This window comes from Pseudomonas sp. Colony2 (genome assembly GCF_019382755.1).
Lineage (GTDB): Bacteria > Pseudomonadota > Gammaproteobacteria > Pseudomonadales > Pseudomonadaceae > Aquipseudomonas.
Genome location: NZ_CP080030.1, coordinates 3,741,555 through 3,754,493 on the forward strand (window position 1 = coordinate 3,741,555; position 12,939 = coordinate 3,754,493).

The 12,939-nt window shown below is 62.8% G+C and carries 7 protein-coding genes; 2 read left to right on the forward strand and 5 right to left on the reverse strand.

The genetic code is table 11. The features are described from left to right. A partial coding sequence (locus tag JV201_RS29755; RefSeq protein WP_257903225.1) for a serine hydrolase domain-containing protein occupies positions 1-496 on the forward strand: 496 nt, incomplete at its 5' end. Here the strand turns inward: JV201_RS29755 and JV201_RS14790 are convergent. Both JV201_RS14790 and JV201_RS14795 read right to left on the reverse strand, forming a co-directional pair. Then, on the reverse strand, positions 456-2,744 hold the full coding sequence (locus JV201_RS14790) for an ATP-dependent DNA helicase (protein WP_219405615.1): 2,289 nt from the start codon (positions 2,742-2,744) through the stop codon (positions 456-458). The two genes, JV201_RS29755 and JV201_RS14790, sit on opposite strands and share 41 nt — an antisense overlap. Further along, a complete protein-coding gene (locus tag JV201_RS14795; RefSeq protein ID WP_219405620.1) occupies positions 2,741-4,390 on the reverse strand; it encodes a VRR-NUC domain-containing protein in 1,650 nt (549 codons plus the stop codon). Before JV201_RS14795 ends, JV201_RS14790 begins: the two co-directional genes overlap by 4 nt. A gap of 188 nt (positions 4,391-4,578) precedes the next feature. Here JV201_RS14795 and JV201_RS14800 point away from each other — a divergent pair, with 188 nt between their 5' ends. After that, positions 4,579-4,803 (forward strand): YgdI/YgdR family lipoprotein, encoded by a 225-nt coding sequence (locus JV201_RS14800; RefSeq protein WP_003217100.1) that lies wholly within the window; start codon positions 4,579-4,581, stop codon positions 4,801-4,803. 188 nt (positions 4,804-4,991) lie between these two features. Here the strand turns inward: JV201_RS14800 and JV201_RS14805 are convergent, their stop codons facing one another. The 3 genes from JV201_RS14805 to JV201_RS14815 form a co-directional block, all read right to left on the reverse strand. Next, positions 4,992-6,422, reverse strand: coding sequence for a lipase (locus JV201_RS14805; protein ID WP_219405621.1), 1,431 nt, complete (start codon positions 6,420-6,422; stop codon positions 4,992-4,994). A gap of 179 nt (positions 6,423-6,601) precedes the next feature. Continuing rightward, positions 6,602-9,712 (reverse strand): autotransporter domain-containing protein, encoded by a 3,111-nt coding sequence (locus JV201_RS14810; RefSeq protein WP_219405622.1) that lies wholly within the window; start codon positions 9,710-9,712, stop codon positions 6,602-6,604. Positions 9,713-9,896: 184 nt separating this feature from the next. After that, positions 9,897-12,854: an autotransporter serine protease gene (locus JV201_RS14815; RefSeq protein WP_219405623.1), complete on the reverse strand. Its 2,958-nt coding sequence runs from the start codon at positions 12,852-12,854 to the stop codon at positions 9,897-9,899. Positions 12,855-12,939: the final 85 nt, after the last annotated feature.

The window sequence follows — 12,939 nt, forward strand, 5'->3', positions numbered from 1 at the left end:
GTCCGCCGCGTATCAGGATGGATCACCGCAGCCGTTGCGCATGGTCGACAAGGCCACGATCACCTCGGGCACCAGCACTGCGCTGTTTGATGTGCGGCGGATTCTCGATCCCCAGGCCTACCCTTCCGGCGGCGCAGGCATGGCCGGGACGGCAGGTGATATTGCGCGGTTCCTGGAAACCATTCGCCGGGGCGGCGCTCCGATCCTGTCGGCACACAGCGTGCAGTTGATGGTCACCGATTCGGTCGGCGCCAAGGCGCAAACCCAGGACCCGGGTTGGGGGTTCGGTTATGGCTGGGCGGTGCTGGATGACCCGGCGTTGACAGGCACACCGCAATCCCGGGGCACCTTTGAATGGGGCGGCGCCTACGGTCACAGCTGGTTTGTCGACCCGCAGCAGAAGCTTACGGTGGTGGCACTGACCAATACGGCTTACGAAGGCATGTCCGGCCAGTTCACCCACCAGTTGCGGGATGCGGTGTATCCGCCGCAGTGATCGACCACCAGCGCGGCAATAGCTGCCGCACTCGCGCTTCGCCAAACCGGTCATCAATCAGCATTACCACCCCTCGGTCCTGCTGGCTGCGGATCACCCGGCCCGCAGCTTGCACCACCTTCTGGATGCCCGGATAAAGGTAGGTGTAGTCATAACCGGCGCCGAAAATCGCGCCCATCCGCAGCTTGAGCTGCTCGTTCACCGGGTTGAGTTGCGCCAGGCCCAGGGTGGCGATAAACGCGCCAATCAGGCGGGTTCCCGGCAGGTCGATGCCTTCGCCGAATGCCCCGCCGAGCACGGCGAAACCGATGCCCTGGCTGTGCTGGGTGAACTGGTCGAGAAATGCCTGGCGTTCAGCCTCGGCCATGCCCCGTGACTGCTGCCACAGCGGGATGCGCGGGTGCCGCTCGGCAAGCAAATGCGCCACTTGCTGCAGATAATCAAAACTGCTGAAAAACGCCAGGTAGTTGCCCGGCGCCTGGGCAAACTGCGCTGCAATCAGCTCGACGATGGGCTCCAGGGACGCCTGGCGATGCACAAACCGGGTGGAGATCCGGTCGACGATACGCACCCGCAGCTGCTCGGCCTTGAACGGTGATTCCACATCCACCCAGGCCGTGTCGGGCGGCATTCCCAGCAAGTCCGCGTAGTAGTGCCGCGGGCTCAGGGTTGCGGAAAACAGCACGCTGCTGCGGGCCGCCGTCAGCCGGGGCCGAATGAATTCGGCGGGCACCACGTTGCGCAGGCACAGGTTCGATGAACTGCGCTTGCCGCTGAGTTCGCGTTTGCTGATGTCGAAAATGAAGTGTTCGTTGAACAGCTCGGCGACCTTGGCAAACTGCAAGGCCTCGAAGTAGAAGGCTTGCAGTTCGCCATTGAGTGCCTCGGGATGGTCGTTGAAATATTCACCCATGGCGCTGGTGCACAGGCTCAGCGCCTGCAGCAGTTTGTCGGGTTTCTGGGCGTAGGCCTGATAAGGCGCCACTTGCTCCTTGTGCAGGGCATTCCACTCACGGTTCAGGCGCTGGAGCGGCTTTTTCAGCGGCTCGGGTGCGATCTCGCGCAGGGTCTTGAGCGTGTACTGGTCGAGGGCCGCGCTGTACATCGAGCGGCCACGCTCCACCAGGTTGTGGGCTTCGTCCACCAGCACCGCGACGCGCCACTGGTTGAGCTGGGCCAGGCCGAACAGCATGGCGCCGAAGTCGAAGTAATAGTTGTAGTCGGCGACCACCACGTCGGCCCAGCGTGCCATTTCCTGGCTCAGGTAATAGGGGCAGACGTCATGGGCCAAGGCGACTTCCCGCAGGTTGCGCTGGTCCAGCAGGCGCGCGCGGGAAGCGGCTTCGCGGGCCGCCGGCAAGCGGTCATAAAAACCCTTCGCCAGTGGGCAGGAGTCGCCGTGGCAGGCTTTGTCCAGGTGTTCGCAGGCCTTGTCCCGCGCCACCAGCTCCAGCACCCGCAATGGCAGATCGGGGCTGCTGTCATACAGCACTTGCGCCGCATCCAGCGCGAGTTTGCGGCCCGGGGTCTTGGCGGTCAGGAAGAACACCTTGTCCAGCTGTTGCGGCGCCATGGCCTTGAGCATCGGGAAAATCGTGCCGACGGTCTTGCCAATCCCGGTAGGCGCCTGGGCCATCAGGCAGCGGCCGGTGCTGACCGCCTTGTAGACCGTTTCCGCCAGGGCGCGCTGGCCCGGGCGAAACGCCGCATGGGGAAAGCCCAGGGCAACCGCTGCGGCATTGCGGGCTTCGCGCTGGTGCATTTCCTGTTCGGCCCAACCGAGGAACAGGGCGCATTGCTGCACGAAGAATGCCTGCAGGTCATCAGCCTGAAACCGTTGGCTGAGCAGCGTCTCGTGCTCGCCGACAATGTCGAAGTACACCAGCGCCAGGACAATCTCCGACAACCCGAGCTTCTGGCACATCAACCAGCCGTAGACCTTGACCTGGGCCCAGTGCAGTTGCCGGTGGTTGGCCGGTTGTTTGTCCAGGTCGCCGCGATAGGTTTTCACCTCTTCCAGCTGGTTGCGGTCCGGGTCGTAGCCATCCGCCCTGCCCCGGACTTTCAACTGCTGGTATTCGCCCTCCAGCGCGACTTCATTCTGGTAATGGGCGCTGCGCCGCGAGGCCACGGTGCGGTGGCCGACAATCCCTTCCTGGGCACTGGGAGACGGGGTAAAGCGCAGGTCGAGGTCGCCGACCTTGGCGGTGAACTCACATAACGCACGCACCGCAACGCTGTAGCTCAAGCGGCTTGCCCCGCCCAGCGCACATAACACACAGTGACGGGCATCTGGTGTTCGCCGCAGAACTCCAGCCAGCGCAGCTGGTTGTCCTGCAGGCGATCACCGGGGCCTTTGACTTCGATCATGCGGTAGGTTTTTTCTTCGGGCCAGAACTGGATCAGGTCGGGCATGCCGGCGCGGTTGGCGCGGATATCCAGCAGCAGGCGTTCGAACCAGTGGCGCAGGTGCGCCGCTGGCAGGCAGTCGAGGGCCTGGTCGAGCAGTTCTTCGCTGAGCACGTTCCAGAACACGAAGGGTGACTGGATGCCCCATTTGTCTACATAACGCTGGCGAATGGTGTGCTTGTAGCGCTCACCGTCCAGTTGGCCCAGGCACTCGGCGAACAGCTCGGCGCGCCGCAGATGAAAATCCTCGCTGTGCAGGTCTACCGGCCCGCGCTGGAACGGGTGGAAAAACGACCCCGGCAACGGCGCGAAAATCGCCGGCCAGCACAGCAGGCCAAACAACGAATTGATCAGGCTGTTCTCGACGTAATGCACGGGTGCACCATGGTCGCTGAGGTGCGCCTGTACGCAATACTCCACCGACATCATCGGTTCCGGGGCCGGCAGTTCGAGGTCCAGGCGCACGATCTCGCGGGGTTTTGCCTTGGGCAGCGCCGGCTCGCCGAGCTTGCGTCGCAGCCTGGGTATCACGCGCAGCAAGTGCTGCTGTTCGGCAGCGCTTTCCGGGGCCTGTTGCGCCTCACGGGCCAGCCCCATCGCCTGGGCAAAATCCTCCTGGCGCTCCAGCACCCGGATCAGCCGCGCCCGTGCGCCGGGATAGGTGCAGCCCCGGTAGATAGCTTCCGCCAGGGCCAACTCGGCGCTGCGCTCACAATACTGGCCCACCTGGAACAACAGCTTGGCCCGACGTTTCTCCAGCCAGGGGTTGTCGGTGTGCAAGGTAGCGATTTGTTCCAGCACGCCATCGAGTGCCTCGCCCGCTTCAAAGGCCTGCTGGCACTGATGCAGGAACAGGAAGCCGTGCACATCGTCACGGCTGCGCAAACCGCGGGATTCGGCGCAGAATTCGACTTTCTCGTAGGTAAAGATCCCCAGGTCCGCCAGCACAAATTCCGACCAGTCCTGATAGAGATTACCGAAGAACATCAGGCGCAGGCGGTCGCACAGTTCCATCACGGTGAGGCTGTAAAGCTGATCGGCCAGGTCCGGGCACCAGTGCTGGAAGTGACGCAGTTCACAAAACTGCGTTGACAGCGTTTCCAGCCAGTCCGCCTTCCTGGCCTTGGGTTGCTCGATCCAGGGTTTGAACGCCGCCAGGATTTCCGCTTTCTGCAACAGGCCGAACAACTCGCCGAACGACAACAGGCATTGATCCGTCACCCAACCCTGTTCCAGCAAAGGCACAACCGCCTCGTGCACCGCGCCGATCTCGACATAGTTGAGCTTGCCCGCCCGGAAATGCGCGCCCTTGCGCATCACCATGCGTACCAGTAACGCCTGGGAAGCCTGCGGCAAGCTGTCAAATTGCTGAATGAAATGCTCTTCGTCCGGGGCCAGCAAATCGGCATAACGCTGCCCCAGCCAGGCGAGCACTTGGCGGAAGTTATGCAGGTAATAGAGCGGATCTTCTAGGGGATTGGACATTTCAGGCACTGGATCAACCACTGTTTATGCATACAGAGTGCCGTCCCTGACCGACTGTTGCAATCAGTAATAGATCAAAGGCACACGCAACTTTTTGCGTAATAATGATCAGATGGCTGTCAGCCACATTAAATGAGTCTCCCTCGACCGCTCAGGTGCGGGGTTTTCGAAGGATCAGGGTAAGGGTTATGAGCATGAAGAATTTGGGTCTGGCGGTGGGTATGTTGACGTTGCTGGTATTGGCCGGTTGCTCCACGCAGACGGTGGTGACGTTGCAGAACGGCACTCAATACCTGACCAAGGACGTGCCCAACGCGAAAACCGCCGATGGCTTCTACGAATTCACCGATATCGCCGGCAAGCATATTCGCGTCAAGGCCGATGACGTCGCGACCGTGATGAAGGAGAAATAAAAAGTGGGAGCCCGTCGGCTCCCACTTTTCTTTGCCATGATCGTTCCCACGTTCTACGTGGGAATGCATCCCGTGACGCTCCGCGTCACCACTGCGCAAGACATGAACCGTGGGTTGGCCGTTGGACGCAGAGCGTCCGGGGCGGCGTTCCCACGCAGAGCGTGGGAACGATCAATCCGTGGCGCTACTTAGCCGATGGAAACCCCATCGCCCCAAACCCCGGCGAGCCCAACGCCAACCAGCGTCACCGAGTCCGCGCCAAAACTCAGCACGGTATCGCCCCCCACCACCTTGGCGTGGTCACGCCAGTCCGCACTGCCCTCCACGTCCCGGAACACCAGCTTGTCGGTCGGCTGATAACCAATCACCCGGTCCTGCCCAAACTGCCCGCCGAACAGAAAGGTGTTATGCCCGCTGTTGTCGCGAATAGTGTCATTGCCCTTGCCGCCCTCGATGAAATCCACGCCCTTGCCACCCTGGATCAGGTCATCGCCATCACTGCCGATGATGAACGTGTTGCCCTTGTGCGGCTCCGCATTGCGGTTGAGGTCCTGCACCCAGGTATTGGCCCGGGCCGGGTCCGACAGGTTGGCCACGATAATCGTCGAGTCCCGGCTGGTCAGGTCGTAGAACTGCGAGTCCAGGACCCGCGTCATGCCATCCCCATACCCGGTGGGCAAATGAGAAAGCCAGGTGGGAACATTGACGATGGAAAACGGCAGGACATTCCACAGCGTCGACGCGTAGTGATCGTTGAAGCTGACGATATTGTCCGTGGTCGACTCATGGGGCTTGTCGTGCACGCCCAGTGACGAGAAGTTGAACGACGAGCCGTCCAGCGCGCGAAACACCGGGTCGTTTTCATAACCGATGTTCAGCACCTTGTCGCCGGCACTCTGGGTTGGCGAGGCATAAGCCACATAGTTGGAGTCCTTGTAGAACCCCGACCATTTATTGCCGCTCAGATCGGCCATGCTGTTGACCGCCAGGCCACCCAGGCTATGACCGCTGACCACCACGTCCTTGCCCGACAGGCCATGGCTGCCGGCATACGCCGCGACATCCTTGAGCAAGGTGCCAAAGGCTTCGCCGGCGTAGTTTTTCGCGTAGTCCTTGGGCCCCAGCGCCGCCAGCAGGTCACTGACCAAATCGCCGATGGAGTCGCTGATCAAGGTTTCCCGAGGCCCCGAAGTCCCGCGAAAACCAATGCCGATTTCCAGCAGCTTGCCGTCGCCATCGTACTTGCCCAGCACTTCCACCTGCGCGGTGGTGTAGCCGGGCTTTTCACCGAAGAACGTGCCCCGGGCGTCCACCTTGCCGCCGTAGCCCAGGGTACTGGCGCTGATGGGCGTCCAGCCGGCCTTGTTGACCGCCTCGAGGGCGGCTTTTTCCGAATCCGGGTTCCAGGGAATGCCCGGAATCACCCCCTGTGAATCGGTGCTGCCCAGCAGCGCCCCCACCAGAGTGGCGGGCAGCCCCAGGCCAAAACCGTTGTGCTGGTAACCCACGGCAAAGCCGTTGTCCAGATTGTGATAGGAGTACAGCGTGATCGCCATGGCATCGGCGAACAACGCTTTGGAGCCCTCGGTGCCGAGGTTCTTATAGTCGAAAACACCCATGGTATTGCCTCTCTTTTGTTGGAATTGTCGAGAAAGCCGAATCTGCACAAATGGACGATTGGAACCGGATCAATGTGGGAGCGGGCTTGCTCGCGAARGCGGTGGATCAGTCAACCCATCCACCGACTGGCACACCGCYTTCGCGAGCAAGCCCGCTCCCACATTTCGAACCGCAGTGTTTAGAAAGCCCAGTCCAAGCTCAAACCCACCCCATGGACTTTCTCCTTGCTTGCCAGCAGGCCGTTGTAATCCAGATTCACCTTCGCCTCCTTGCTCAACGCCAGGCTGACCCGCGCCCCCACCAATGCCGCATCACGCACCATCGACGAACTCTCCACAGTGAACGAAGGGCCGCCCGAGGCAAACGCCAGGTGCCGCTCGGAATCGACGCTGCTCAGGTTGTGCTGCCAACCCAGGGTGCCGGAAAGCTCCAGTTGCTGATGGTCATTGATATTCAAGGTTTTCAGCGCTCGAGCACCCAGGGTACTCAACACCACATCGCGGCTGTCATCCCGGCCCTTCAAGGCCGCCGCATCACCCTTCTCGGTAAACCCATCGGCATCCAGATGCACGTACGCCAGGTTGGCGAACGGTTCCAGGGCCAGGGGTTGCAGGTTCAGGCGATACGCCGCCTCGGTAAACACCTGGGTACTGCGGGCATCCACCTTGGCTTTCTGCTTGCCGGCGACTTCACCGTATTGCAGCTCGCGCTTCACATCGGCGCGGTGCCAGCTGTAGGTCGCACCACCGCTCAAGCGCAAGGCACCGATTTCATGCCCGGCATACGCACCCAGGTGATAGCTGTCCACCGATGCCCGGGAATGGGTGTCGCTGCCCATGTTCAGCGATGTATCGCTGTACCCCGCCACCAGGCCTACACGGGTGTCTTCATCCAGCGCGCCGTCCACACCCGCCAGCATGCCGCCGATGGAGGTGGTGTAGCCCGCCGTATCGCTGCCGCTGTTGGTCTTGCTCCAGGCGCCCAACGCCTTGACCCAGACGTTGCCACGGCTATCGACGGTCTGGCTCGATGCGCCCATTGCCCCTTGCTGCAAGCGCTCGCCCACGGCTTCGCGCAGGTAGCGGTTGTCATTCACCAACGCGGTTTCCAGCGCCGGGTAGATTTCCCCGGACAGCTGCTGGAATGCACCCTGGGCCGAAGCCGCATTCGGCGCCAGCAACAGGCTTTCGTACACGGCGTTGCCCGCGCCCAACTGCTCGGCAGCAGCGGCCACCGAACGTTGGTTCGGGGTGGCGGCCACACTGGCAAAGGTGTTGGCATTGCGCCCCACATCCAGCTGCACGCCGTTGGCGGCGTAGTTCAGGGTGCCGCCGATAAACAGATAGTTGGGCAGCACCGAACCGAAGCTGCCGGTAATCCCGCCTGCAGCCTGGAGGATGTTGTACTGGCGACCGATCAGGCTTTCGGCCTGGGTCTGGGTCAGCAGCGTCGGGCTGTTTTCCAGGGCCAGGGTCACCGTGCCGCCGCTGAGGGTGGCCTTGCCACCGGCGACGATGCGATCACTGTTGGTGGCCGACAACTCCACCGCATAGGTAGAGCCCGCCGCGAAGTTCACATCCCCGGCCACGTTCAGGGTGCCGATGGAGTTGCCCGGCGCCACGGTACCGCCGCTGTTCGCTGTCAGCGAACCAATGCGCCCGGAACCGCCCACTACGCCGCTGCTGCTGACGGTAACGTCGGAGGTGATCGAGCCATTGATCGCCAGCAACCCTTGGTTGACCAGGGTCGGGCCGCTGTAGGTGTTGGTGCCGGTCAGTACCAGCGCGCCAATGCCCTGCTTGGTCAGGCCGCCATGCCCGGAGATATCGTTGCTCCACACATCCAGCCCGCAATGCACATCGGTGCACGTGCGCTGGGTCGGTTTGCCGGCATCCACCACGGCGCCAATCCCTGGCAGGTCCGCGACAAACTGGCCGGAGCCGTAGGCGCCGTCGATACGAAACTCCGCCGGGATATCCTCAGCCGTCACAAACATCCCCGGGCCGTTGATGGCCTTGCCCAGGTTGATCATGCCCCAACCGTACAGGGAGTCGATGCCCGGTGCGCCGAGGTCGGTCGCGGTGGTTTTCAGCAGCGTGGAGATCTGGTCGCCGCTCATGTACGGGAAGCGCTCCATCAACACCGCTGCACTGCCGGCCACATGCGGCGCGGCCATGGAGGTGCCGTTGAAATTGGCGTAGTCGGTGGTCAGGTTTTCCAGGGAGGTGCCGTTGATCACCGAACTGTAGATCTTGGTGCCGGGGGCCGCGACGCAGAAGCTGGCGGCATACCCGCAGCGCGAGGAAAACGTACTGATCACGTAAGGATCGGAACTGGCGGTGTCGGGATTCTGTTGCAAGGCCGCCACCGACAGCCAGTTGGGTGCAATCTCCGGCACGAAGTACGCCAGGCCCGAGATCGCATCCGGGTTGTTGCGGTTGTAATCGTTTCCGGCGGCAAAGATCGTCAGCACGCCGCTGCGGGCCGCATCAATGGCGCCCTGATAAGCGCCACCTGCGATCGTCCCAAGGATCGGCCGAATGTTATTGAACTGCGCCTGGGCTTCATTGACCGTGAAGTTGGGGAATGCCGGATCTCGGCCGCCCTTGGCGTACTGGTCACCGATGCCGATGCCCCAGCTGTTGTTGATAATGCGTGCGCCGCTGGCCACCAGCGCGTCCCAACCGGCTTTGTAGACCGCACCGTCGTTGCCCAGGATGATCCCGTCTTCGGGGCCCGGGTCACCGTTTTCGGCGCTGATGATCTGCGCATCGAACGCCACGCCGTGCATTGGCCCGCCGTCGCGGTTACCCGCAGCGATCCCGCCTACGTGGGTGCCGTGATTGCCGAGCTTGCCGTTGGAACCCAGGGAAGGCGTGCCGTCGTAGCGAAACGCGTCCCCGGCTTTCACCGGGATGTACGGGTCGGTGTATTGGCGAATGCCTTCGGTCACGAGCGTGACCACTTTGCCGGGGCTGGCGAATTCCGGATGCTGGGCATACACCGGCTGGTCGAAGATCCCCAGCTTCACGCCCTTGCCTGTGTAGCCGGCGGCGTAGGCGGCGTCTGCATGCACGGCGCCCAGGCCCCAATCGGCCTTGAATTCATTACTGCGCCAACTGGCAGCATCTCCCAGTTTTCCGGTTTCCACGTAGGGTGCGGCCTGGGCGGTACCCAGGCTGGCCAGGCAACACAGCAACGCGCCGTATGGCACGCAGCTCAGGGCCTTGAGCGGGTAGCCCGGGCCTGTTGGGATGGCGGATTGAAACCCTCGTTTTGTTTTTTTCACGGTGACCTTCCTTAGTTTTTATTGCACTTGTATAAATCACGTTTCTCCCAAGCGTCGCCGACCCCATGTGGGAGCGGGCTTGCTCGCGAATGCGGTGGCTCAGTTACAGGTGCGTCGACTGACACACCGCATTCGCGAGCAAGCCCGCTCCCACAGTTGACCTCTTTCGACCTCAGGATCTTGCTCAGAACTGCCAGTTCAGGCTCAACCCCACACCCTGGATTTTTTCCCGGCCAGCCAATTGGCCGGTGTAGTCGAGGTTGACCCGTGTGCTTTTGCTCAACGCCAGGCTCGCCTGCACGCCCACCAATGCCGCGTCGCGCATCAACGGCGAGCTTTGCACCGCAAACGACGGCCCTCCGGCGACAAACGCCAGGTGCTCTTCGGATTCAACGGCACTCAGGCTGTGCTGCCAGCCCAGCGAGCCGGAAACGTCCAGTTGCTGGCGGTCATTGAGGGGGAAGGTTTTTGCCGCCCGCAGGCCCAGGGTGCTCAGCACCGCATCGCGGCTGTCACTGCCACGCTCCAGCGCGGCGGCGTCGCCTTTCTCGTCAAAGCGTTCGTTGTCCAGATGCACGTAAGCCAGGTTGGCGAACGGCTCCAGCGCCACCGAGGACACGTTCAAACGGTAGGCCGCTTCGGTAAATACCTGGGCGCTGCGCGCATCCAGCTTGTCCTTCTGCTTGCCGCTGACTTCGCCGTACTGCAAGTCGCGTTTCACGTCGCCGCGATGCCAGCTGTAGGCACCGCCGACGCTCAAGCGCCAATTGCCCAGCTCATGCCCGGCGTAGGCGCCGAGGTGGTAGCTGTCGATGGACGCCGATGAATGCGTGCCGCTGCCCATGTTCAGCGAGCTGTCGCTGTAACCGGCCACGAGACCGGCACGGGTCTGCTCGTCCAGCGCGCCGTCGACACCGGCCAGMATGCCGCCCAGTGAGCTGGTGTAGCCTGCCGTGTCGCTGCGGCTGTCGGTCTTGCCCCAACTGCCGAGCGCCTTGACCCACACGTTGCTCTCACCGGTAACCGGCGTATGGCGCAGGCGCTCGCCCACGGCATCGCGTACCTGGCGGCTGTCATTGATCAGCATTGTGCCGATGGCCGGGTAGATTTCTCCCGACAGCTGCTGGAAACCCGACTGCGCCGTGGCTGCCGAGTCTGACCGCAGGATGCTTTCGTACACCGGATTACCGGCGCCCAACTGCTCGGCGGCCGCCGCCACCGAACGCTGGTTACGAGTGGCACCGACACTGGCGAAACTCGCATCACTGCGGGCAATGCCCAGTTGCACACCGTTGGCGGCATAGTCGAGGGTGCCGCCGAGGAACAGGTAGTTGGGCAACACGGCACCGAACTGGCCCTGGATCCCGCCAGCCGCCTGGAGGATGTTGTACTGGCGCCCCACCAGGCTTTCCGCCTGTTGCAGGCTGAGCAGGGTCGGGCTGTTTTCCAGGGCCAGGGTCACGGTGCCGCCGCCGAGGATTGCCTTGCCCGTGGCGACAATCCGGTCGCTGGTGGTGGGGGTGAGTTCGACCGCATAGGTCGAGCCGGCGGCGAGGTTTGCATCTCCGGCCACCTGCAAGGTGCCCACGGAGTTGCCCGGCGCCACGGTGCCGCCGCTATTGACCTGTAACGCTGCGATGCGACCGGAGCCGCCCAACGTGCCGCTGTCATTGACCGTCACCGCGGACGTCAGCGAGCCATTCACCGCCAACCGGCCGCCATTCACGGTGGTCGGGCCACGGTAGGTGTTTTCGCCCGCCAGGATCAGGCTGCCCGCACCGGATTTGGTCAGGCTGCCTTCGTAGATACGCTGGGCCGCGGCTGCCGCACGAGCAGTGCCAACGGCATAGTCCGTCTGGTCCTGCTGACTCGCGCCGGCGCCCACGCCGTTCTCCCAGCCCTTGTCGCGCAGGGTTTGCTGCCAGGCCAGGGTTTCGGCCCTGTCTTCGGCCTGACGCTGGATCAGCGCCTTGTCGGAGATCGCATTGCTCCACACATCGCCCTGCCCGGCCGCCAACGTGACATTCATCGGCCCGAGCAATTGCCCGGGCCCGTGCATTGCTCGGCCAAGGTCCGGCACGCCCCAGCCGACCTGAGTGGTCGGTGCATCGGTGACCGCGCCATTGAGCTGGGTGGCCGTGGTCAACAGCACCTGCAAGGCCTGTTCGTTGTTCAGGTATGGATAGCGTTCCATCACCAGCGCCAGTGCGCCGGTGGCATGGGGCGCCGACATCGAGGTGCCGGATTTCACCCCATAACCGCCATCGGGAATGGTGCTGTTGATCAACGCCCCGGGGGTGGAAATGCACCAGTACTTGGCGATGCCGCACTGGTTGTATTTCTGGTTGTTCGCCTTGTCCAGGCCCGATACCGCCAGCCAGTGGCCTTCCAGCTCCGGCTGGAAATAAGGCAAGGCCGAACGCACGCTGGCGTTGGCGTAGCCGCTGTTGCCAGCACTGAACACGTTGATCACCCCGGCCTTGGCCACATCGGCCGCGGCATCCAGCCAGGTGTTCTGGTTGTAGTGCTGGGCATAGGCAGCGTGCAGGTCGCCAATGGTCTGGTAGCTGACATCCTTGGGTTGGCTGCCCCAACTGTTATTGATCGCGCGCACGCCGGAATCCACCAGCGCGCTGTACACCGCCTTGAAGTACTTGGGGTCTGGCGTGGGGCCGAACAGGAAACTGTCATTGGCGTTGGTGTTGCCGACGTAGATCTGCGCGTTGTACGCCACGCCGTGCATGCCCACGCCATCGCGGGCCGCGCCCATGGTGCCGGTGACGTGGGTGCCGTGGGAGTCATTGTTTGGGTTGAGCGCGCCGGTGGTCGTGAAGGGGCTGCCATCGACATAGGTGCCACTGGCGGTGACCGCGTGATAGCGGTCTTTTGAGGCTTCGGGATGGTTGGGGTCGAAACCCGAGTCCAGGGCGCCGATCTTCACGCCACTGCCGGTGATGCCGCTCGCATAGGCCTCGTTGGCTTTCATCCGGTCCAGGCCCCAGTCGCTCTGGAACTCGGCGGTGCGCCAACTGCCGGGGTCGCCGACTTTTCCGGCTTCGATGTACTGCCCGTGGGCCGCCACTGACAGCAGCAGCAAGGAGCCTGCGGTGAAGGGTTTGAAGCGAGGTGAACCAGTGATCATGAAGAGTCCCTTTTCTTATTGTTGAAATACCTGTGGCGAGGGAGCTTGCTCCCGCTGGAGTGCGCAGCGCTCCCAAGATCTTGGG

Excerpts from the sequence above, each read along its gene's own strand:
- JV201_RS14800 (WP_003217100.1), top strand. The coding sequence starts at position 4,579 with ATGAGCATGAAGAATTTGGGTCTGGCGGTGGGTATGTTGACGTTGCTG.
- JV201_RS14795 (WP_219405620.1), bottom strand. The coding sequence starts at position 4,390 with ATGTCCAATCCCCTAGAAGATCCGCTCTATTACCTGCATAACTTCCGC.
- JV201_RS14805 (WP_219405621.1), bottom strand. The coding sequence starts at position 6,422 with ATGGGTGTTTTCGACTATAAGAACCTCGGCACCGAGGGCTCCAAAGCG.